Raw genomic sequence first — 21,833 nt, 5'->3', positions numbered from 1 at the left:
CTGGGCCGTCGAGGTTGCCGGTGGTCTGGGACATGGAGACCGGCGACCCCGATGACTTCCTGACCTTGCTGATGCTCGGCGGCCACCCGCGGGTGGAGCTGCGGGCCGTGACCATCACCCCGGGGACACCCGAGCAGGTCGGCCTGGTGCGCCGGGCCCTCGAGTGGTTGGGCCTCGACATCCCCGTGGGCGCCTACAACCTCGACCACGGCAAGCAGTGCGTCTCGGGCTGGCACACCCGGGTCTACGGCCAGATCCCGCCCTCGCGCGAGGCCGAGCCTGGGGGCGAGCTGCTGCTGGCGCTGTGCGACGAGGGGACGACCTTGGTCACCGGGGCGCCGCTCAAGAACCTGGGCCGAGCCATCGCCTTGGGTGAGGCTCGGGGCCAACCGTTGCGCCTGGGCCGGCTGTTCGCCCAGGGCGGCTTCGCGGGCGAGGGCGTGGTCCCGCGCGAGCGGCAGCTGGCCAAGTTCGCGGGCATGCGCGAGGTCCCGACCTACAACCTCAACGGCGACCCCAAGGCCGCGCTCGCGGCCCTGGCTTGCTCCGGCATCGATGCGCGCCACTTCGTGTCCAAGAACGTGTGCCACGGCGTGGTCTACGACGCGGCGGTCCACGAGCGGGTCACGGCGGTCAAGGATCGCAGCCCCTCGCTGGCGCTGATCTGGAAGGGCATGGACGCCTACCTGCGCCGCAAGCCCAGCGGCAAGAAGTTCCACGATCCGCTCGCGGCCTGCTGCGCCATCGACCCGAGCATCGGGACCTGGGCCGAGGTCGAGCTCTACCGCAAGGGCGGCAAGTGGGGCTCGCGCCTCGAGCCCGGAAGCGGCACGCGGATCATCGTCGACTACGACCACGAGCGCTTTTTGGATACGCTGGTGGCGTGTCCGTGAGCGCCGCTGGAGATGCCATCGAGGCCTGGCGCCCCTTGACGACGGGGGCGCCGGGGGAGCGGGCCATCCTCGACGAGCTCGCGGGGCGCTACGCCGAGGCGCACCGTCGCTACCACGGCGTCGGCCACATCGGCGCCCTCGCCCGCGCCTTCGCGTGGGTGGCGGAGGCAGGACCCGGTTGGCTAGAGCCGCGCGAGGTGCAGCTGGCGATCTTGTTTCACGACGCCATCTACGAGCCGCTGCGCGCCGACAACGAGGCCCGCAGCGCGCAGCTGGCTCGCGCGCGGTTGAGCGGCTGGTCGGGGGTCGACGTCGAGCGGGTCGCTGCGATGATCGAGGCCACGGCGGCGCACGGCTTGGCGGACACCGAGGGCGACCCCGACCTTGCCCACTTCCTCGACGCCGACACGGCCATCCTCGGCGCGCCGCCGTCGGTCTACGACCGCTACGCCGAGGGCGTCCGCCAGGAATTCGCGGCGGTTCCCGAGTCCCTCTACGTCGCCGGGCGGCGGCGCTTTCTCAGCGCCCAGCTCGAGCGCGAGCGGCTCTACCACAGCGCTTCGTTTGGCGATCGTCACGAGCACGCCGCGCGGGCCAACCTCCGCCGCGAGCTGGCCAGCCTCGGCCAGGCCTAGCGACCTGTGAGCCTCGGCCTCACTCCGGCTGAAGGATGCCCTGCTTGCGCAGCAGCGTCGCGTTGAGCAGCAGCGCCAGCCCCCAGAACACCAGGCTCAGCCACGGGATGCCCCACAGCGCGACGGGCAGGGCGTCGACGCCGATCACCCCGGTCCCGCACACGATCAGCGAGATCGACAGGGCCGCGCGGATCATTCGACCCACGCGCAGGTCCGCGGCCTTGTGCTGGAGCTCGAGGGTTTCGTCGTTGACGCCGAAGCGCAGCTTGCCGCTGTCGAGGTGCTCGAGCAGCATGGGCACGGTGGTCGGCACGCTGCGGGCCATCTCCGAGAAGGCCAGGAAGTCGCGCATCGCGACCTGCTTGAGGCGCTCGGGGCTGTAGCGCTCCATGACCATCTGCTCGATGAAGGGCTTGGCCAGCTCGACGGGGTCGACGTTGGGCGCGATCGCCTTGGCCAGGCCCTCGGTGGTGAGGATGGCCTTGAACATCATGGTGAAGTCCGTGGGCATGCGGACGCTGTGCCGGGCGGCGCCCTCGACCAGGCGGGAGAAGAGCTCGCCGATCTGGATCTGCGACAGCGGCACGCCGATGAGGTACTGCTCGGCGACGGCGATGCAGTCCTGCTCGAAGGCGGCGTAGTCCACGGGGCCCTGGGGGATGGCCAGGGAGTAGAAGGTCCGCGCGAGCAGCTCGAGGTCCTCGTTGAGCACGGCGTGGATGATGTCGACGACCTTGTCCTTGCGGCTCGGGGCCAGGCGCCCGACCATGCCGCAGTCGAGCAGCGCCAGGCGCTTGTCCTCGGTCAGCAGCACGTTGCCGGGGTGCAGGTCGCCGTGGAAGAAGCCGTCGATGAACAGCATCTTGTAGGCGACGTCGAAGTAGGCCTTGGCCAGGTCCTCGGGGGGCGTGCCCTCGGCGATGACCTTCTCGAACTTCTTGCCGGCGATGAACTCCATGGTCAGCACCTGGCCGTTGCTCAGGTGGCCGTGGACCACGGGGATCTTGATCTCCTCGTGGCCCTCGAAGTTCCGCCGAAAGCGCTCCATGTTGTTGGCCTCGACGGTGTAGTCGAGCTCCTGCGCCAGGGACTTGGCGAAGTCCGTGGCCATGCCGGTCAGGTCCATGATGTGGGCCTCCTCGAAGGCCTCCTCGAGGTAGCCGGCGGTGGTGTGCAGGATGTTGACGTCGCTCTCGATCTTGGCCCGGATGTCCGGGCGCTGGATCTTGAGCACCACGGGCTCGCCGGTCACGAGCACGGCGCGGTGGACCTGGCCGATGCTCGCCGAGGCCAGGGGCTCGTCCTCGAAGGACTCGAAGTGCTTGCGCCAGTCCTTGCCCAGGTTGTGCTCGAGCTGGGCGTGGATGTCCTCGGTGGGGACGTGCTCGACGTCGTCTTGCAAGCTGGCGAGCTCGACGATGATCGGCTCGGGCAGGATGTCCGAGCGCGTCGAGAGGATCTGGCCGAACTTCACCCAGGTCGGGCCGAGCTGGGTCAGGGCCTTGACCAGGCGCTTGCCCGTGTCCGGGCTGGTCAGCGCGGCCATGCCCAGGTCCTCGCCCTCGTGCTCGATCTGGAGCTCGCGACGCAGGCGCAGCTGGGCCACGACCCAGCCGAAGCCGTGGGTCATGAACACGCTCATGATCTCGCGAAAACGCGCGGCGTCCTTGGCCGTGGTGACGAGGGCGCGGGACGAATGGACGATGGTGCGGAGGACCGACACGGAGGCTGGCGGGCGGCGTAGGCCGCTGGACGCCGGAATATAGCCGATTCGCGGGTTTTCGCCGAGCGGTGGTGTCTCGGTGGGGGGGATGGGTCATGCTGATGTGTGGCCTCTCGCACGGAAGGTCGAAACCGGCGTGCCCCCCGGCGCCAGCTTGGCGCCGCGTGTTGGGCCGCGATCTGGGCGTGGATGGCCGTGGGTTGCGGCGATGACCTCGTCGCGCCAGGGAACGACGAAGTCGGGGACGGGTCCTCGGACACGGCGAGCCCTGACGAAAGTGAGACCGAGACCGAGACCGAGACCGGCACGGAGAGCGAGACCGAGGGCGACACCGACACCGGGCCGGAGCTCCCCGTGCCGGGCGAGCTCCGGTGGCACCTCGCGCTGCCCGGGACGGCCCGCTGCCTGGCTGCCTGGGACGGCGGCCTGCTCGTGGGCGGGAGCTTTGCCCAGACCCTCATCGTCCCCAACGGCACCTTCGAGGCCGTGACCGAGGACGGGATGCTGCTCCAGGTGGACTACGGCGGTGAGGTCGTGTGGGGCCAGGGCTACGGCGGCGAGGCGGCCGACCGCTTCGACGGCCTGACCGTCGCGGGGGAGCGCGTGGTCGCGGCGGCGAGCTACGCCTACGGCACCACGAACTACGGCGGGGAGGTGTTGCCCCCCGCGACGGATCTGTTCGGGCGCAACCTGGCCCTGGTCGGTCTGCGAGCGCCAGCGCCGGGGGAGGCCCTGGTCCACGACTGGTCCCTCGGCTTTGACGGGCTGTTCGCCTTCCGCCACCTCGCCATGGCGGGGGACGGTCGGGTCAGCTACGCCGGGCGGCTCGAGAGCGGTCTGGCGTTCGAGGGCTTCGAGCTCCCGCCGCCAGCGCACGGCGTGGGCATCAACATCCGCACCGAGCTCGACGGCTCCGAGCCGCCGCAGGCGTCGGTGAGCGAGGTGCTCAGCTACGGCGAGGCGGTCGAGCTGGGCATCGCCAGCTTCACGATCTTCGCCGAGGACCCCGGGGGCGCGGGGCTGTACCTGACGGGGGTCTACGAGGGCAGCATCGACCTGGGCGGGGAGGGCTTGTCGGCCGAGGATTGGGGCAACTTCCTCGCCCGCTTCGACGCCGAGGGGGAGCTGGAGTGGGTGCGGTCGCTCGGGGGCGCCTTCGTGAGCGACGGTGAGCTCTCCCCCGAGGGGGACTTGCTGCTCGTGGGGGGCTTCTTGGGCGCGTTCGAGTTCGGCGCAGAGGTCCTGTCTGCGGGGACGGGCAGCTTCGACGGCTACGTGCTGCGCGTCACGCCGAGCGGCGACGCCAGCTTGGAGCTGATGGTGACCGGACCCAACGTCGAGTCCATCGAGCACCTGGCGCTCGCGCCCAACGGCGACCTCGGCGTCTCCGGTTGGGGGAAGGTCGGGATCGACCTCGGGGCAGGGGTGGTGCCCGCGGACCACGGCAACTACGACGCCTTCATCGCCCGCTACGACGGGGACGGGGAGCTGTTGTGGGGTCACGTGCTCGGTTCGAGCTCGGCGGACTCGGTGGAGGGCTCGGAGTTCGGCGCGGACGGGCACCTCTACACGTTGCTGCGCGCGCCGAAGCCCCTGGACCTCGACCCGGAGGGCGGCGGAGCGGTGGTCGAGGGGGCGGTCCTGCTCAGTCACGAGTGAAGGGCGGGGAGCGTGAGCGGGGAGCGCGGATGGTCACCGTTGAGTCTACAGCTGGCCCTCGGCCTCGGCCTGCCGTACCTTTCGACCTTGTCGTGAGTCGCCCTCTCCGCCCGCTTCACCCCCTCCTGATCGCATCCCTGCTCGCCATGGGGGGAAGCTCGCTCGCTGCCTGCACCGAGGAGGAGGGCGACGCCGTCCAGGACAAGACCCGCGAGGTCGTCGACGGCGTCGAGGGCAAGAGCCGCGCCCTGGGTAAGGAGCTCCAGGACAACTACGGCGATCAGTCCAAGGAGATCGCGGCCAAGGCCGGGGAGAAGGGCAAGGACCTGATGGCCCAGGCCGGCGAGCGCGGCAAGGAGCTCGCCGGCGAGGCCGGGGAGAAGGGCAAGGCGTTCGCGGGCGAGGCCGGCCAGGAGGCGCGGGCGCGGCTGCAAAAATTGTGGGGCGAGGTGCCCGAGCGCGGCGAGCTCAGCGAGCAGGCCAAGGGTCTGCTCCACGACGGCGCCCAGGTCAGCAACGCCGGCGCCGAGGCGGCGGTCACCAAGGGCACCCAGCTCGCGCCCGTGGCCGCAGACATCGCCAAGACCCTGATGTCGGCCGTCGACAGCGAGCTGTTGATCGAGCCCGTCGTCCAGGACCTCGCCGACGAGGCGGCCCGAGCCGAGCTCGACGCCAAGATCGCCGACATGCCGCGGGTGGAGACCATCGACGGGGTCCAGGTCGGCTTCAAGGAGCTGGTCCAGACCGACACGGCCGGGCGGACCACGGAGTCCTCCTACTTGATCCTGTGGCGCCGTGACGACAAGCTGCTCGGCCTGGTCTACCGGTCCAAAAAGCGCGTCAAGGTCGACGAGCTCATCGCCCAGGCGCCGCGCCTGCTGAAGCTCGTCCAGGGGTCGATGGGATGAGCGCGGAGGCAGAGCCAAACTCGAAGGTGGACTCGAAGGCGCGGGCGCGCGAGCGCGGGCAGCTCGAGCGCCGCCTGCTGCGGCAGATGTCTCGGCTCAACCGCCGCTTCGATCTGATCGCGCCCGACGACACGATCATGGTCGCGATCTCCGGGGGCAAGGACTCCTGGGCCCTGCTCCACCTGCTGCGCGCCTACAAGCGCGTGGTGCCCTTCGACTACGAGCTCGTCGCGGTCAACCTCGACCAGGGCCACCCCGGCTTCCCCGTGGAGGTCCTGCGCGCCCACCTCGAGGCCGAGGGCTTCGCCTACCGCCTGGTCCACCGCGACACCCACAGCGTGGTCAAGGCGAACACCAAGGCGGGCAAGGCCTACTGCTCGCTGTGCTCGCGCCTGCGCCGGGGCATCCTCTACGACGTGGCGGTCGAGCTCGGGGCGACCAAGATCGCCCTGGGCCACCACCGCGACGACGTGGTCGAGACCCTGATGCTCAATTTGTTTTACGCCGGGCAGCTCAAGGCCATGCCGCCCAAGCTGCGCTCGGACGACGGGCGCAACGTGATCATCCGGCCGCTGGGGACCTGCGCCGAGGCGGACATCGCCCGCTACGCCGCGCTCGCGAATTTTCCGATCGTGCCCTGCGACCTGTGCGGCTCCCAGCCCAACCTCAAGCGCCAGCAGATGAAGGCGCTGCTGACCCAGCTCGAGGGCGACAACCCGCTGCTGCGCAAGAACATGCTGGCGGCGGTCGGCAACGTGAAGGCCTCGCACCTGTGGGACGGCGAGCTGCTCGCGGCGCTGACCGAGGACGGCGAGGCGCGCGGTCGGGACGCGTTCTTGGACGGCGAGGACGCCGGGGGCTGCGGCAGCGACGACGACGAAGGAGCGAAGCACGATGGGCGGATCCGCCTCGAAGTCTTGCCCAGCTGAGCGCAGCCGGCGGAGCGCCCTGCGGCTGCTGGGCCTGGGCGTGGGCCTGGGTCTCTCGGCGGCGGCGGGCTGCGGGCCCTCGTGCAGCTGCGAGGCCGTGCCCGAGCCCGAGGGGGTCACGGTCTACATCGTCCGCCACGCCGAGAAGGAGGTCCCGTCTCATCCGCCGCCCGAGCCTGGACCCGGGATCATGGACGACGTGGAGGGGGCGCGCATGCGCAAGGACCCGCCGCTGTCGGCCGCGGGCCAGCGCCGCGCCATGGCCCTCGCCGAGGACCTGCCCATCCGCGAGCTCGACGCGGTCTACGTCACCCGCAGCCGCCGCTCGGAGCAGACCGCGGCGGCCGTCCTCGCGCTCACGGGCCTCGAGGCCACCCACTACCCGCCCAAGGACTACGCCGGCATCGCCAAGCGCCTGCGCGCGCGTCCGGGCTGGGAGATCCTGCTGGTCGGGCACTCCAACACCATCCCGCCCCTGCTCGAGGCCCTGGGCGTCGAGCAGCGCATCCGCATCGGCGAGGCGCAGTACGGCGACATGTGGGTGGTCCACGCCAAGCCCGACGGCAGCGCGACCGTCGAGCGCCGCCGCTTCGGCGACGCCATCGATCGCTACTCGCCGCCGGCGGGGGCGGGGGCGGGGGCGGGGGCGGGGGCCGGAGCAGAAGCAGAAGCAGAAGCCGCCGCGTCGCAGTAGCAGGCGTCGTAGCGCTTGGGGGACATCTTCGCCGTGGCGCACCAGTAGGCCATCCAGTTGTCCTTGGTCAGCTGCTCGGCCTCGGGGTTGCCGACGGCGTAGTACTGCTCGTAGAGCGCCCGCGTGTCGGGGTCGTCGTGGATGGCCTCGCGCACCGGGACGAGGCCGCTGAGCCCGTAGGACGCCTGCTTGTAGCTCTCGGTGAAGGTGTACTCCTTCGCCCAGCTTGGGGCCGGCTCGCTCGCGCCCAGGTCGAGGAAGTAGGTGGTGTAGTCGAGGAGCTCGGCCGTGCCCGAGTCGGCGGTGAACAGCTGGTAGCCGGGGTTGTTGCCGAACAGCGGGCTGATCGCCGGGGTAAAGTGGATGTACTCCACCGCCGCCGCGCCGACCATGCGCAGGCGGAAGTCGTCGGTGTGGATGTGCCCGGCGAGGGTCGCCTCGATGGTCTCGGGGAAGCGGTCGGTGATGCCCAAAAAGGCGCTCGTCGTGCCTGCGCCCCAAAACAGCTCGGTGTTGTCGGCGCAGCTCGTGCCCTCTTTGGGGTGCGCCGAGGGGTAGACGTTGATGCCCGGGGGGATGTGGTAGACGAGCCAGACCCGCTCGTCGGCGGCCTTGGCCTCGGCGAGGGTCGTCGACAGCCACTCGAACTGCTCCTCCCGGGGCTCCTCGCCCGCGCCGCCCGGGGCCGCGCAGCGGTTCTCGTACTTGGACGAGAAGAACACGGTGTCGACGACGATCACCCGGGCCCGGTCGACGCCCGGGAGCGGGGCCGAGTAGTAGCCGCCGACGGGGAAGGTCTTGCGAAAGTCGGTCTCGCCCGCGCGCTCGACCAGGGGCGCCCACAGCTCGGCGGTGTGGGCCAGGAAGGGCCCCCGGGGGGTCAGGGCATAGTCGCCGCAGTAGGTATCGTTGTTGCCGATCGCCGGGAACACGGGGACGTCGCCCACGGCCGCGCCGAGCTCGTGGGTGACGAAGGCGAGGGACTCGTCGACGAATTTTTGAAACGCCGCGTCGGCGTCGCCCTTGGCCATCTCGATCTTGGCCTCGTCGAGGGCGGCCATGAATTGTGCGCGGTAGTGGTGGCCGAGGAAGTCGCCCGAGATGACCACGAAGGCGGGCTTGGAGTCCGCCGCGGCGACCCGCTCGGCGACGGACTTCATGGCCGAGTCGAACACCGCGAAGCTGGTGTCGTGGCCGCGGCTTTCGGGCCCGAGGGCGCGGTCCTCGGCGGGGATGGACTCGAACACCGCGCGCCACTGCGCCCCGGGGGTGTCCATGAGCTTGGCGAGCAGGCTGGGGTCGGCGTCGATGCTGACGAAGGGGTCGACGTGGATGTCCGAGAGGCTGAGGAAGTGGACGGGGTGCCCGGGCTCGCGGGTGCGCCGGGGGGCGTCGACGCGGGCGCCCTTCTTGCTGCCTCCGACATCGCCGCGGTCGGCCTTGCGCGGCGCGTCGTCGGGGCGGGAGGCCTTGCAGCCCGAGGCCGTCAGGGTCGCGCTCGCGGTCGCGGCGAGGAGCACGAGCAGGGCCGTGAGGGGCTGGCGCGGGCGGAGCATGGCGCCGGTCTACCACGGAGTCGTGGACGTGGGGCAGGGAGGGCGTGGCGTCGTCCACGACGGCTAAAATAGACAGAGGGGCGGACAGGACTCGTTCTGGCCGACCCTCGGAGGCGCTACCATGGGCGCGACGAGTCCATGACCGCGCTGCTGTCCGTCCCCACTCGCCGCGCGGCCTGGCGCGCGGCCTGGTCCGAGCGTCTGCCCGAGCGCGCGCTGGTCGAGCTCGACGCGGCCACGCCCGCGCAGCTGAGCGAGGTCCGCCACGCCCTGGTCTGGCGCCCCCCGCCGGGTCTGTGGGCGCGCCTGCCCAAGCTCGAGCTGGCCTTCGCCCTCGGGGCGGGGGTCGACGGGATCCTGAGCGGGCTCGGGGGCGCGGCGTCGCTGCCCGCGAGCGTCCCGCTGATTCGTCTGCACGACGCCGGCATGGCCGCGCAGATGGTCGACTATCACGTCTACGCGGCGCTGCATTTTCAGCGCGACTTCGACGACTACGCCCGCGACCAGGGGGCGGAGCGCTGGCGGCCGCGCGACGTCCGGGGCGGGCGCTTGCGCGTGGGCGTGCTGGGCCTGGGCGCGATGGGTCTGGCCGTGGCGCGGGCGCTGGCGGGGCTCGGCTTTCCCGTCGCCGGGTGGACGCGGCGAGGGCGAGGCGGAGTGGACGATGGCGTCGAGCGCTACGCCGGCCTCGAGGGCCTCGACGAGCTGCTCGCGCGCACGGACCTGTTGATGGCCCTGCTCCCGCACACCCCCGAGACCGCGGGGCTCCTCGACGCGGCTCGTCTGGCGCGGCTGCCCGAGGGGGCGGCGATCGTCAACGCGGGGCGGGGCTCGCTGATCGACGAGGCGGCCCTGCTCGCGGCCATCGATGGCGGGCGGCTGCGCGGCGCCTTCCTGGACGTGAGCGCCGTCGAGCCCCTGCCGGAGGGTCACCCCTTTTGGGCGCACCCGCGGATCCGCGTCACGCCTCACGTCGCGGCGCAGACCTTGATCGGGCCGGCGATCGAACAAGTCGCGGCCGGCCTCGAAGCCCTCGAGGCAGGTCGCTCGCTCGCCTCGCTCCCGGGCCTCGTCGACCGCAGCGTCGGCTACTAGCCAGCTGGTGAGCTAGCGCATGAATTAAATGTGCGCGCCAGGCAATCTCTTCGGACGCGAGCCGGACGAACGAGTCGAGATGACTGAGACGACTCGCACCCACAAGAGCTCCTCCCTGTTCGTGACCGGCCTGGTCCTGGTCCTGGCCGCGGGCTGTGACGACGGCCTCGACGACGACTCCTGGTCCGACGAGAGCGCGGCTGCCGACGAGAGCGCGGCCGTCGAAGCAGGCACGTCCTTGGACGAGAAGGAGCTCGTCGCGGACGACAAGGGCCCCGTGGAAGTGGTCTCCGAGGACCGGCTGAGCTTCGTGGCGTGCAGCGCAAAAGAGCAGGCCGACGCTCGCCGAGCGGTGGCCCTCGCCCGCTCCTACGTCGACGCGGCGCTCGGCGACCTCGAGCGGACGAGCGTGGACGAGCGCGCGACCTCGCCGCGCTACACGGCCTTCTTTGGCAGCTACACGGCCGAGCGCTACGCCGAGGTCATGGACAACTACCGGGTCCTCGACGGCGCGCTCACCGAGGACCCGATCACCTTCGACTGTTCTTGCGATCTGCTCGCCACCCGGAGCAGCGCCGTGTTCGGCGAGTCCTTCACCTTCGACATCTGCCCGATGTTCTCCGAGCTCCGAGAGGACACCGGCGGCTTCACGCAAGCCGGGCTGCTCATCGATGGCCTGCTGCAGTACGAGGCCGTGACCGGCATGGACGACCAGACCCTCGACTCCGACGAGGCCCAGGAGCTCGCGTCCGAGGACCCCGAGGCGGCCGTGCGCAACGCCAACGGCTACGAGCACTTCGCCCAAAACGTGGAGGCGCTGGGCATGAGCGAGAACGAGTCCTTCTCCAGCGAGACCGACGGCTTTTGGGGCGAGTGGGGTCAGCAGGCGAACTGCCCCTCGGGCCAGTTCGTCTACGGCTACCGCCTGCGCAGCGAGTCCTACCAGGGCCTGGACGGTGACGACACCGCGCTCAACGACATCGAGCTGTACTGCGCGGCCCCGAACTCCACCACCTACAAGCGCATCTGGAGCGCGTACATGACCTGGGGGACCTTCAGCGACCCGGTCTACTGCACCGGCGGCAACAACCCGGTCGTCGCCTTCGACATCCGGATCGAGCCGGCCCAGGGCATCTTCGACGACTCGGCGGCCAACGACGTCGACCTCTACTGTAAGAACGACACCATGCTGTCTGCCACGGTCAACACCGAGTGGGGGGATTGGTCCGACAAGGTGCAGTGCCCCTCGGGCCAGGCGGTGACCGGCCTGGTGACGCGGGTCGAGGACTTCCAGGAGCCGCCCTTTGGCGACAACTCGGCGCTCAACGGCGTGCGCATGATGTGCTCGGCCTACTGACCTTGGAGGGTGGTCGCTAGCCGGGCGTAGTCCTTGCGGATCGACCGGCGGACCACGCCTGACATCAGCGCCAGCACCCCCGTGGGTTGGCCGCGGACGTGGGCGGTGACCCGGCAGCGCCCCTCTCCCAGGGCCTCGACGCTGCGCGTGACCTGGATGGGGAAGGTGCTCTGGGTGCTCTCGATGTCGATGCGCACCCCGGGCTCGTAGCGCGTGACCCGAAAGCGGGTCTCGATGGTCTTGCCCATGAACGCGGCCTGCTGCTCGTAGGTCGCCCCGACCCGCAGGGGCTCGGAGGTCCACCGGCACAGCCGCATGCCGGACTGCCAGGCGGGGTTGTTCTCGGGGTTGGCGACGTAGTCGAACACCTCGGCGGCCGGCCGCTGGATCTCGATGCTGTGGCGAAAGTCGAAGCCCATGACGAAGCTGCTCGGACCCATGATGCACCACGGGCCGCGCCAAGGGCGACTGCGAGCTCGACTACCCGCGCGCGCCATGGCCTGAGCCGCCCTAATCGGCCACGCCGTCGTCGGTGAGCACGAAGGGCCGAGCGTTGTCGAGGCCGCAGCCTTCGGTGTGCGTGCCGACGAGCTCGAAGGCCCGCTCCTTGGCGGCCTCGAGGGCGGCGAACCACCGCGCCCGAGCCGGGAACAGCTGCTCTTCACCCACGCTCTCGGCCACCCCAGAGCGCTCGAGCACGGGCATGACGTCGGGGGTCATGCCGACCAAGAGCAGGTGCTGGTCCCGCTCGCGCATGGCCTCGGCGACGGTGGCGAGGGCCTCGGCGGCGGTCAGGTCGAGGCCCGAGGCGTGCTTGAGCCGGACGATGATGACCTTGACCTCCAGGTCGCGGGCGACGGCCTCGAGGGCGCGGCTGAGCTCGGCTGCGGAGCCAAAAAAGAGCGCGCCCTCGACGTGGATCAAGCGGATGGCGGAGCAGCGCCGGTGCTCGCCCAAGGGGGCGCCGAGGGGGTGCTCGTGGAGGTAGCCGTGGGGGTTGACCACGAGCTCGCTGATGGTCAGCAGCCGGGCCTGGCGCAGGAACAGGACCACCGACAGGCCCACGCCCAGGTAGATCGCGGCGTCGAGGTCCATGGACCAGGTCGCGAGCATGGTGACCAGGAAGGTCAGGCCGTCGCCCCGGGAGGTGCGCAGGGTCTTGCGGATGCGCGGGACGTCGACGAGGTCCCAGGCGATGACCAGCAGCAGGCCCGCGAGGCTGGGGATGGGGGTGTGGTCGAGGACCGAGGCGGCGGTGACCAGGACCAGCAGCATGAGCACGCCGGTGAGCACCCCGGAGGCGCGGGTCTTGGCGCCGGCTTGCTCGTTGAGGGCCGAGCGCGACAGGCTGCCGCTGACCGGGTAGCCGCCGAACAGGGCCGCCGAGAGGTTGGCGAGGCCCTGGCCGAGGAACTCGCGGCGGGGGTCGAGGCGCTGGCCGGTGCGCCCGGCGATGGACCGGGCGACGGCGTTGGCCTCGACCAGGGAGAGCACGCCGCAGGCGACGGCGAAGGGCGCGAGCTCGAGGGCGAGGTTCAGGTCGGGGAGGGTCAGCGGGGGGAGCCCGCGGGGGATGGGCTCGATGTCGGCGATGACCCGCAGGCCCCGCTCCTCGAGGCCCAGGACCACGTTGGCGACGATGCCCAGGATCATCACGATCAGCGCCGCGGGCAGCTTGCGATCGAGGGCCTTGCCGAGCAGGCGGATGGCGATCACGGCGAGCACCGTGGCGGCCGAGAAGATCAGCGAGAGGCTGTGGGCCTCGGGCAGCGCGGCGACCCAGCTGGCCACGGTCACCCACATGCGCCCGCCCTCGCCGGTGGTCGCGGTCAGGTTGTGGAGCTGGCCGACGCCGATGAGCACGCCGGCGCCGGTGATGTAGCCGAGCACCGTGGGCGAGGAGATGTAGTCGACCACCGAGCTCAGGCGCAGGGCCGTGGCCGCGAGCTGGAACAGGCCGACGCCGAGGGCCAGGGCGATGGCGACGGCGAAGGGGTCGACCCCGGGGTCGCCGGCCGCGGTCACGGCCACGACGGCGCCGCCGACCAGCAAGCTCAGCGCGTTGGTCGGCCCGACCACGACGTGGTTCGAGCTGCGAACCAGGGAGCCGACGATGGCCGGGACCGTCGCCGCGTACAGGCCCATGGCCGGGGGCAGGCCCGCGATGGTCGCGTAGGCCAGGCACTGGGGGATGCCCAGGAGGAACACGACCAGGGCCGCGACGATGTCCGGGGTCGCAGACCGAGCGCGCTCAGCGATGCCTGAGGCTGGGCCTGGGGCTGGGCCTGGGCCTGGGCTGGGCTGGGCGTCGTCCATCACGAGGGGGGCGGGCGGTCCAATAACAGAAGTCGCGCGTTTCAGTATGTTTCAACGGCGTTGGGACGCCTGTGGGGCGAGGCTCGGGAGATCGAGAGCCTGGGAGCGGGGAGTGGACCCGGCTGGGGGCTTGGAGGGGTCTGGGTTGCAAGAACGGGGCGCAGCTGCGGAGCGGACGGGCGATCGCGTGCAGGCGCGGGCCTGGCACACCGATTGCTGCCTGCCCGTGTCAGTGAACTACGGCTTCGTCATCGACAACACCCGATGCATCGGCTGCCATGCGTGCAGTACCGCGTGCAAGAGCGAGAACGAGGTCCCGCTCGGGGTCAACCGGACCTGGGTGAAGACCGTCGAGCACGGAGCCTACCCGGACGTGGTCCGGACCTTCCAGGTGACGCGCTGCAACCACTGCGCGAACCCGCCGTGCGTCCGCATCTGCCCGGTCACCGCGATGTACCAGCGCGACGACGGCATCGTCGAGTTCGACAAGGACGCGTGCATTGGCTGCAAGGCGTGCATGCAGGCCTGCCCCTACGACGCCATCCACATCGACCCGGACACGGGCACGGCGGCGAAGTGCCACTACTGCGCGCACCGGGTCGACGCCGGCCTCGAGCCGGCCTGCGCGGTGGTCTGCCCGACCGAGGCGATCGTCGCGGGCGACCTCGACGACCCGATGAGCAAGATCGCCAAGATCGTCGCGCGCAACCGCGTCACGGTCCGCAAGCCCGAGCAGGGCACGGCGCCGAAGGTGCTCTACATCGACGGCGACGGCGTGGCCCTGCACCCGACGGTGCTGTCCCAGCGCCCCGAGCAGATGATGTGGGCCGACACCGTGACCGCGCAGGGCATGTCTGGGGCCCACGGCGGCGACCGGTCGCCGGGCGCCGCTCGGGCGCCCTCGGGGGCGAGCATCCGCGTCCCGGGCGAGCAGGGCATGGCGCCGGCCCACGCGACCCACAAGCACGGCGCCGCTGGTGCGGGCCGCGGCCCGGGCACCCTCGCCGAGCAGATGGTCCAGGTCGCCTACAACGCCCAGCACGAGATCCCGTGGCACTGGCCGGTCCCGGCCTACCTGGTCACCAAGGCCATCGCCGCGGGCATCTTTTTGGTCATGGGCCTGGGCTGGAACCTCGGGCTGTTCGACTACGACCCCCACGCCATGGTGTTCGGCGGCATCCTCTCGGTGTTGATGACCCTGGCGACCACGGGCCTGCTGATCCTCGACCTCGAGCGACCCGAGCGCTTTTTGTCGATCCTGCTGCGCCCGCAGTGGAAGAGCTGGCTGACCCGCGGGGCCTTCCTGCTCATCGCCTTCTCCCTGGTCTCGACGACCTGGGTGGGGCTGAGCCTGCTCGAGTGGAAGGAGGTGCTGACGATCTCCGAGGGCGGGCGGACGATCCTGGGCTGGGTGACCGCGCCCTTGGCCCTGGGCACGGCGATCTACACGGCCTTCTTGTTCGCCCAGGCCGAGGGCCGGGACCTGTGGCAGAGCCCGCTGCTGCCGGCGCACTTTCTGATCCAGTCGATCGTCGCGGGCTTCGGCGCGCTCTTGTTCATCGGGGGCGCGCTCGGGGTCCTGGTCGGCAACGAAGCCCCGGGCCTGCACGCGGACTTCGTGACGGCCATGGAGGTGGGCCTGGTCGCCGCGCTGGTGGTCGACGCCTTCGTCATCTCGTGGGGCGAGCACGGCATCCCCCACGCCAGCGAGGTCGCCGCGCGGGCGGCCCACGAGATTCGCCACGGCAAGTACGCGCGCTCGTTTTGGTGGGGGGCGATGGGCCTGGGCCACGCCCTGCCGGTCGCCCTGCTGCTCGCCGTCTTGCTCGGTTCGGCCCTGACAGGCGCGGCCGCGGCAGCCCTCGGCGCGCTCGCGGCCGTGTGCGCCATCGTCGGGCTCTACGCCTACGAACACAGCTTCGTCATGGCCCCGCAGGAGGTCCCGAACTCATGAGCGCCTCCAACTCTCCCAAGTACGACGCGAAGACCGAGGGCATCTACCCCACGGTCGCGCGCAAGATCGGCAAGCTGCTCGCGGCGGCGCTGCGCCTCGATCGCAAGGCCGACGAGCCCGTGATCGCCACGGACGAGACCAACGCCGGCGGCCAGGCCTTGCCGACCTATGGGGTCGGGGGCGACGGCGTCGACGCCCCCGTCGACATGACCGAGGTCCGCCACCCCGACGGCCGCATGACCCGCTACCCCCCGCCCGAGCGCTGGGAGGACTGGGTCGAGTGGGACTCCAAGGCGTGGCCGCGCAAGGTCCCCCGGCGCTACACCCTGGTCCCGACGATCTGCTTCAACTGCGAGAGCGGCTGCGGCCTGCTCGCCTACGTCGACAAGACCACCTACGAGATCCGCAAGTTCGAGGGCAACCCCAGCCACCCGGGCTCGCGGGGCCGCAACTGCGCCAAGGGGCCGGCGACCCACAACCAGATCTACGACCCCGAGCGGATCCTCTACCCGCTCGAGCGCGTGGGCGCCCGGGGCGAGGGCAAGTGGAAGCGGGTGTCGTGGGAGGAGGCCCTCGAGGACATCGCGGCCAAGATGCGCGCCAGCCGTCAGCGGCGGCGCGACGGCATCATGTACCACGTCGGCCGCCCCGGGGAGGACCACTACACCAACCGCTGCATCACCGCCTGGGGCGTCGACGGGCACAACAGCCACACCAACATCTGCTCGGCGGGGGCGCGGGCGGGCTACTCGTTTTGGACCGGCTCGGACCGGCCCAGCCCCGACCACGCCGAGGCCCGGACCATCCTGCTGATCTCGAGCCACCTCGAGACCGGGCACTACTTCAACCCCCACGCCCAGCGGATCATCGAGGGCAAGAAAAAGGGCGCGAAGATCATCACCTTCGACCCGCGGCTGTCGAACACGGCCTCGCGCAGCGACGTGTGGCTGCCGACCTGGCCGGGCTCGGAGGCCACGGTGCTGCTGGCCATCGCCAACCACCTCATCCAGCGCAAGACCTACGACCGCGAGTTCCTGCGCCGCTGGGTCAACTGGGCGGCCTTCCTGGCCGAGGCGCCGGGGCTGCCCAACATGCCGGAGCTGCCGACGGGTACGGGGAGCTTCGAGGACTTCGAGGCCTGCCTGGCCAGCCTCTACGCCGAGTTCACCTTCGAGCGCGCGGCTGTGGAGTCGCAGGTGCCCATCGAGCGAATCATCGAGGCGGCCGAGCACGTCGAGCGGGCCGGGAGCCGCCTGGCCACGCACACCTGGCGCTCGGCCTCGATCGGCAACCTCGGCGGCTGGCAGGTCTCGCGCTGCTTGCTGTTCCTGAACGTGCTGACCGGCTCCGTGGGCACCCGCGGCGGGACCTCCATGAACTCGTGGAACAAGTTCGTGCCCAAGCCCTTCGCGCAGCCCCCGGCCCTCGACGCGTGGAACGAGCTGCACCTGCCCCACGAGTGGCCGCTGGCCTTCTTCGAGATGAGCTTCCTGCTCCCGCACTTTCTGGCCGAAGGACGCGGCGACGTCGACGTCTACTTCACCCGGGTCTACAACCCGATGTGGATCAACCCCGACGGCTTCATGTGGCTCGAGGCCCTGCGCGACGAGGAAAAAATGAAGTGCCACGTCGCGCTCACGCCGACCTGGAACGAGTCGGCGTGGTTCGCCGACTACGTGCTGCCCATGGGCCACGCCGGGGAGCGCCACGACCTGATGAGCCAAGAGACCCACGCGGGCCAGTGGATCGGCTTTCGCCAGCCCGTGCGCCGCGTGGCCATGGAGCGCGCCGGCAAGGCCGTGAAATTCACCCACGAGGCCAACCCCGGCGAGGTCTGGGAGGAGGCGGAGTTTTGGGTCGAGCTGTCGTGGCGCATGGACCCCGAGGGCGACCTGGGGATCCGGCGGTGGTTCGAGAGCCCCCACGTCGCCGAAGGGGAGGCGCCCCGGCCGATCACCCAGGACGAGTACTGGGCCTGGGTGTTCGAGCACAGCGTCCCCGGGCTGCCCGAGGCGGCCGCGGCCGAGGGCCTCAGCGCCCTGGCCTACATGCGCAAGTACGGCTGCTTCGAGGTCGTGCGCGAGAACTACGTGCCCTATGAGGCTGAGGTGGTGGCCGAGCTGAAGGGGGAGGAGGGAAAGCCCCTGGTCCCCGACGAGGCCGGCCTGGTCCGCCGCGGCGGCGAGGGCAGCCCCGTCGGCGTGCTCATCGACGGCGTCCCGCGGGTGGGCTTCGAGACCCCCAGCCGCAAGCTCGAGTTCTTCAGCCCGACCATGCGCGACTGGGGCTGGCGCGAGCGCGAGTACGTGCTGCCGTGGACCCTCGAGAGCCACGTGTCGCCGGCGAACATCGACCGCCAACGAGGCGAGATGCTGCTGCTGCCCAACTTTCGCTTGCCCACGCTGATCCACACCCGCTCGGCCAACGCCAAGTGGCTGTACGAGATCAGCCACGCCAACCCGGTGTGGATGCACCCCAGCGACGCTGCGCGCATCGGGGTCAGCCGGGGCGAGCTGGTCAAGGTCGAGACCGAGATCGGGTACTTCGTCGACAAGGTCTACGTGACCGAGGGGATCAAGCCGGGGATCATCGCCATGAGCCACCACCTCGGGCGTTGGCGCCTGGCCGATGACATGGGCGGCAACCCGGGGATGACGGCCAAGGCCTCGCTCAGCGAGGACGGCGAGGGCGGCCACCGCCTCAACATCCTCGAGCACGGGCGGGCGTGGTCGAGCTTCGACCCCGACACCAGCCGGATCTGGTGGAAGGACGTGGGCGTGCACCAAAACCTGACCCACGGCGTGCACCCGGACCCGGTCTCGGGCGCGCACTGCTGGCTGCAAAAGGCCGTGAGCGTGACCCGTGCGGGGCCCAAGGACGCCCACGGCGACGTGTGGGTCGACACCCGGCGGTCCATGGCGGTCTACCGGCAGTGGCGCGAGCTGACGCGCTCGGCCGTCGACCACAGCCCCGACGGGACCCGCCGGCCCTACTGGCTCAAGCGCCCGCTCAAGCCCGTGAAGGCGGCCTTCGCCCTGCCCGAGGAGCCCTGGGGGCGGTGAGCGAGCTCCCGTCTTCCGCCGAGGCTGCGCTGGCCCGGGGGCGGCTCTACGGCGTGCTCGCGCGCCTGCTCCTGCGCGGCCTCGACGCGGACACCCTCGGGCAGCTGCGCGCCCTCGACGGTTGGTTGCTCGAGGCCCCGGACAGCGCGCCCGACCTCGACGAGCTCGCCGCGGCGCACCACCGCGTGTTCCAGCTCGAGCTCCACCCCTACGCCGGCGTGTTCACGAGCCTCGAGGCCCGCGCGGGGGCCCGGGACGCCGAGCTCCTCGCCCACTTTGGCCGCGCGGGTTTTCGCCCCCGCCTCGACGACGTGGGCGCGGATCACCTCGGGGTCGCGCTGGCCTGCGCGAGCTTCCTGAGCGCGGCCTTGGGCGAGGCCCTGGAGGACGGGCGCCCGGCCGTCGCCGCGCAGCTGGGCCGGCAGCTCGCCGCGCTCCTCGACGAGGGGGTGCTCGCCCACCTCCCGGCCCTGGTGGCGGCTGGGGAGGAGCTGCGCGCTCGGGACGGGGCCGCCGGCGTGGCGCTGTGGGTGCGCGCCCTCGAGGCCGCCCTGGAGCTCGCGGCGGAGCATCGGCACGGTCTGCGTCTTCGCCTCGAGCTCCCGCCCGCGCGCGGCCCGGCGAGCCTCGCCGGCGCGAAGCCTCCGGCCCTCGACGCGCCCGACACGGACCTGCGCGCCATCGTCGACTACCTGCTGTGCCCGGCGCGCGCCGGCTTGCTGCTCACGCGCACGGACATCGCGGGCCTGGGTCGCCGCCACGATCTGCCCCGGGGCTTCGGCGCCCGGGCGACGACCCTGCTCAACCTGCTGCGCGCGGCGGCCGAGTTCGGCGCCCTCGCGCCGGTGCTCGACAGCCTCGGTGAGCTCGCCGCGCGTCGGCGCCTGACCATGGTCGGGTGGGCGGAGCGCCTGGAGCTGGGCCGGGCGATCGCGCCGTGGCTCGTCGCCCTCGACACCCTGGCGGTCACGGCGAGCGCCATGGGCGAGGGCGCGAGCTGGGCCGAACACGCGCTCGCGCTCGACGAGCAGGCGCCGCGGTAAATTTTGCTTCGACCCGGCGGGACCATCGAACCGCCAAAGCGGGGAGGGTCGGCGGGCGCCGCCCGAGCGGTGACGAGTTTGGGACGAAGCCTTGCTAAGCTCTGGAGCCATGGGCGAAGCGCCTGGACCCAGCGACCTGCGCGGGCTCGTCGGCACCTTGGTGGCCGACGGCTTTCGCATGAGCGTCGAGGTGGTCGACCACCGCCCGCCCACGGGGCGCGCGAACCAGTCCTGGCACGACATCCTCATGCGCCCGCTCGAGTCCAGCGACGCGGGCCTGGCCCTCGCCGAGCCGGAGGCCGAGCCTGGCCGCGGCGAGGTCCAGAGCGAGCACGGCTCGCAGACGGCGACCATGCCCACGCAGCTCGACCTGCACCTCGAGGGCCCGGGCTGGAGCGGGCGCTACGAGCTGGGCATGAGCACGGAGCGGCGGGCGGGGGTGCTGTGCTTCAACGGCCGCGCGCGCCTGGCCGAGAGTCGACGGCGAGCGCTCGAGCCCCGCTTTCAGCACCTGCGCGGCAGCCCTTCGGTGACGCGGCTGCGTCGGCACCTCGATCGCAACCTGTGGCAGGACCACGGCGCGGCCTGGGCCGAGCTGCTCGCGTGGCTTGGCCGGGGCGACAACCCGCTGCCGGGGCGCGCCGCCTTGCACCGCTCCCTGGCGATCTGGCTGCGGGGCTGCTCGGCCCCCGCCGGGCTGCGCTCCGACGATCTGGTCGACGAGTTCGTCGCCGCCAAGCTCGACCTGCGCGCCGCCTTGCCCGAGGCCTCGCGCGTGCGCAAGTACGGCCTCGGGGCCAGCCCCTGGGTCATGTCCGCGGAGTGGTTTGGGCCCTTCATCGTGCGCCTCATCGTCGGCGCGGGGCAGGGGCAGGGCGCCTACTCGCCCGCCGCGTTCGCGGAGTTGTTGCGCCGCCTGGGCCCCCTGGGCCTGCTGCTGACCGAGGCCCGGGCCTTCCCGGTGCGCCGCAACCTCGACCTGGGCGGGCGCCCCCTCGAGCTGGTCCACCTCGCGCACTTCGATCTGCGCGGCGTGGTCGGCCGGCGGGCGCGGCTGCGGCGGGCGAAGCTCGGCGGGGCCTGGCTCGACGGCGTGGACCTGAGCGGCGCGGACCTGCGCGGGGCTCGGATGTCGCGGGTGCTGCTGGGCGACACCAAGCTGGTCGGGGCGGACCTGCGCGGCGTTCGGCTGCGCGAGGCCGACCTCAGCGAGGCGCGCCTGGACGGGGCGGACCTGCGCGGGGCCTACCTGGGCGGGGTCGAGTTCGCGGGCGCGCGGCTGCACGGAACGGACCTGCGCGACGCGGATCTGCGCGGCTCGACGATCTCTGGCGCCCAGCTGCGCGTCGCCAAGGTCGAGGGCGACTGGTGGGACAGCCAGATCGAGTGAGGTCGTAGCAAGCTGCTGAAATTCACCGCGCGTCGTCAGGTACGCCTCTGCACGCTGATCCCTGTGTCACAAGACCTCGCAGTGACGCAGAACCTCCCCTGCCGGAGCGGGATCCCCAACATCACGGCGTGCGACGCGAAGCTGTGCCGCAACATGTGGTTGTGGACGTGGCGAAGTCCGACGGACGCCGCGATCCGGCGGGCCGCGTAGTTGGGTTGGCTCGTGCTCATCACGCCTCCCTCTGGCCGGGGGAACACCAGCTCCCCCCGTGAGCCGGAGCAGCCCCGCCGGTACTCCCGCAACGCCTCGACGGCGTCTCGGGTCAGCGGGAGCTCACGGGACTTGCCGCTCTTGGGCAAGGTGAAGCCGTGCTTTTGTGGTGCGATCGCTGGACCCGCAAGCGTCCTCGCCGGAGGTCGATGTCGTCCCGCCAGCGCAGCGCCTTCATCTCCCCGACGCGCAGGCCCGTGCGCAGGGCGACGGGCATGTAGACGTGCCACATCCCGTCACCGCGCTCGTAGACCCGCGCGCCCTCGAGGAAGAGCTTCGCCTCCTCGAAGTCGAGGGCTGTGGCCCCCTCCATCGACTCGGGCGTCACCCCATCCCCAGACGGGTGACT

18 protein-coding genes are annotated in these 21,833 nt (G+C 71.4%); 12 read left to right on the top strand and 6 right to left on the bottom strand.

Annotated features, from left to right (window positions below):
• The first annotated feature begins 20 nt into the window (after positions 1 to 20).
• Together PPSIR1_RS19235 and PPSIR1_RS19230 are read left to right on the top strand one after the other, a co-directional pair.
• Positions 21 to 893 carry a nucleoside hydrolase gene (locus tag PPSIR1_RS19235; protein ID WP_232296509.1) on the top strand — a complete coding sequence of 291 codons (873 nt, stop codon included), beginning with the start codon at positions 21 to 23 and terminating at the stop codon, positions 891 to 893.
• On the top strand, positions 884 to 1,528 hold the full coding sequence (locus tag PPSIR1_RS19230; RefSeq protein ID WP_053335391.1) for an HD domain-containing protein: 645 nt from the start codon (positions 884 to 886) through the stop codon (positions 1,526 to 1,528). Before PPSIR1_RS19235 ends, PPSIR1_RS19230 begins: the two co-directional genes overlap by 10 nt.
• A gap of 19 nt (positions 1,529 to 1,547) precedes the next feature.
• Here the strand turns inward: PPSIR1_RS19230 and PPSIR1_RS19225 are convergent, their stop codons facing one another.
• On the bottom strand, positions 1,548 to 3,251 hold the full coding sequence (locus tag PPSIR1_RS19225) for an ABC1 kinase family protein (protein ID WP_006972790.1): 1,704 nt from the start codon (positions 3,249 to 3,251) through the stop codon (positions 1,548 to 1,550).
• A 189-nt stretch (positions 3,252 to 3,440) separates the two neighbouring features.
• On the opposite strand from PPSIR1_RS19225, the gene PPSIR1_RS19220 reads away from it, so the two are divergent.
• The 4 genes from PPSIR1_RS19220 (at position 3,441) to PPSIR1_RS43170 (ending at position 7,441) form a co-directional block, all read left to right on the top strand.
• Entirely contained in the window at positions 3,441 to 4,910 is a 1,470-nt protein-coding gene (locus tag PPSIR1_RS19220) for a hypothetical protein (protein ID WP_006972789.1), read from the top strand.
• 146 nt (positions 4,911 to 5,056) lie between these two features.
• On the top strand, positions 5,057 to 5,818 hold the full coding sequence (locus tag PPSIR1_RS19215) for a hypothetical protein (protein ID WP_006972788.1): 762 nt from the start codon (positions 5,057 to 5,059) through the stop codon (positions 5,816 to 5,818).
• Positions 5,815 to 6,747 carry a tRNA 2-thiocytidine(32) synthetase TtcA gene (gene ttcA / locus PPSIR1_RS19210; RefSeq protein ID WP_006972787.1) on the top strand — a complete coding sequence of 311 codons (933 nt, stop codon included), beginning with the start codon at positions 5,815 to 5,817 and terminating at the stop codon, positions 6,745 to 6,747. The genes PPSIR1_RS19215 and ttcA overlap by 4 nt, the downstream gene beginning before the upstream one ends.
• Positions 6,713 to 7,441: a histidine phosphatase family protein gene (locus PPSIR1_RS43170; protein ID WP_086001495.1), complete on the top strand. Its 729-nt coding sequence runs from the start codon at positions 6,713 to 6,715 to the stop codon at positions 7,439 to 7,441. The genes ttcA and PPSIR1_RS43170 overlap by 35 nt, the downstream gene beginning before the upstream one ends.
• On the opposite strand, the gene PPSIR1_RS19200 is transcribed toward PPSIR1_RS43170, so the two are convergent.
• Positions 7,357 to 8,997: an acid sphingomyelinase family protein gene (locus PPSIR1_RS19200; RefSeq protein ID WP_006972785.1), complete on the bottom strand. Its 1,641-nt coding sequence runs from the start codon at positions 8,995 to 8,997 to the stop codon at positions 7,357 to 7,359. The two genes, PPSIR1_RS43170 and PPSIR1_RS19200, sit on opposite strands and share 85 nt — an antisense overlap.
• Before the next feature lie 138 nt (positions 8,998 to 9,135).
• Between PPSIR1_RS19200 and PPSIR1_RS19195 the strand changes: the two genes are divergently transcribed.
• Positions 9,136 to 10,092: a 2-hydroxyacid dehydrogenase gene (locus PPSIR1_RS19195; RefSeq protein ID WP_006972784.1), complete on the top strand. Its 957-nt coding sequence runs from the start codon at positions 9,136 to 9,138 to the stop codon at positions 10,090 to 10,092.
• A 79-nt stretch (positions 10,093 to 10,171) separates the two neighbouring features.
• The gene (locus PPSIR1_RS19190) at positions 10,172 to 11,449 is read left to right on the top strand and encodes a M35 family metallo-endopeptidase (RefSeq protein ID WP_006972783.1); all 1,278 of its coding nucleotides are present in this window, start codon (positions 10,172 to 10,174) and stop codon (positions 11,447 to 11,449) included.
• Here the strand turns inward: PPSIR1_RS19190 and PPSIR1_RS19185 are convergent.
• Together PPSIR1_RS19185 and PPSIR1_RS19180 are read right to left on the bottom strand one after the other, a co-directional pair.
• Positions 11,443 to 11,889: an SRPBCC family protein gene (locus PPSIR1_RS19185; RefSeq protein ID WP_006972782.1), complete on the bottom strand. Its 447-nt coding sequence runs from the start codon at positions 11,887 to 11,889 to the stop codon at positions 11,443 to 11,445. The two genes, PPSIR1_RS19190 and PPSIR1_RS19185, sit on opposite strands and share 7 nt — an antisense overlap.
• Before the next feature lie 70 nt (positions 11,890 to 11,959).
• On the bottom strand, positions 11,960 to 13,765 hold the full coding sequence (locus PPSIR1_RS19180; protein ID WP_086001493.1) for a SulP family inorganic anion transporter: 1,806 nt from the start codon (positions 13,763 to 13,765) through the stop codon (positions 11,960 to 11,962).
• Between the two features lie 226 nt (positions 13,766 to 13,991).
• Between PPSIR1_RS19180 and nrfD the strand changes: the two genes are divergently transcribed.
• The 4 genes from nrfD (at position 13,992) to PPSIR1_RS43165 (ending at position 21,214) form a co-directional block, all read left to right on the top strand.
• The gene (nrfD, locus tag PPSIR1_RS19175) at positions 13,992 to 15,719 is read left to right on the top strand and encodes an NrfD/PsrC family molybdoenzyme membrane anchor subunit (RefSeq protein WP_198154550.1); all 1,728 of its coding nucleotides are present in this window, start codon (positions 13,992 to 13,994) and stop codon (positions 15,717 to 15,719) included.
• Positions 15,716 to 18,781, top strand: coding sequence for a molybdopterin-dependent oxidoreductase (locus PPSIR1_RS19170; RefSeq protein WP_006972779.1), 3,066 nt, complete (start codon positions 15,716 to 15,718; stop codon positions 18,779 to 18,781). The genes nrfD and PPSIR1_RS19170 overlap by 4 nt, the downstream gene beginning before the upstream one ends.
• Entirely contained in the window at positions 18,778 to 19,824 is a 1,047-nt protein-coding gene (locus PPSIR1_RS19165; RefSeq protein WP_006972778.1) for a molecular chaperone TorD family protein, read from the top strand. The genes PPSIR1_RS19170 and PPSIR1_RS19165 overlap by 4 nt, the downstream gene beginning before the upstream one ends.
• Before the next feature lie 109 nt (positions 19,825 to 19,933).
• The gene (locus PPSIR1_RS43165; RefSeq protein WP_006972777.1) at positions 19,934 to 21,214 is read left to right on the top strand and encodes a pentapeptide repeat-containing protein; all 1,281 of its coding nucleotides are present in this window, start codon (positions 19,934 to 19,936) and stop codon (positions 21,212 to 21,214) included.
• A 35-nt stretch (positions 21,215 to 21,249) separates the two neighbouring features.
• Here PPSIR1_RS43165 and PPSIR1_RS51280 read toward each other — a convergent pair whose 3' ends face one another.
• The gene (locus PPSIR1_RS51280) at positions 21,250 to 21,516 is read right to left on the bottom strand and encodes a tyrosine-type recombinase/integrase (RefSeq protein WP_006972776.1); all 267 of its coding nucleotides are present in this window, start codon (positions 21,514 to 21,516) and stop codon (positions 21,250 to 21,252) included.
• Between the two features lie 20 nt (positions 21,517 to 21,536).
• On the bottom strand, positions 21,537 to 21,797 hold the full coding sequence (locus tag PPSIR1_RS48025) for a tyrosine-type recombinase/integrase (protein ID WP_157595713.1): 261 nt from the start codon (positions 21,795 to 21,797) through the stop codon (positions 21,537 to 21,539).
• Positions 21,798 to 21,833 lie beyond the last annotated feature (36 nt).

The organism is Plesiocystis pacifica SIR-1 (assembly GCF_000170895.1).
Taxonomy (GTDB): domain Bacteria; phylum Myxococcota_A; class Polyangia; order Nannocystales; family Nannocystaceae; genus Plesiocystis; species Plesiocystis pacifica.
Note: the sequence above shows the minus strand (reverse complement) of the source record. Positions and strands in the feature narration are given on the sequence as shown.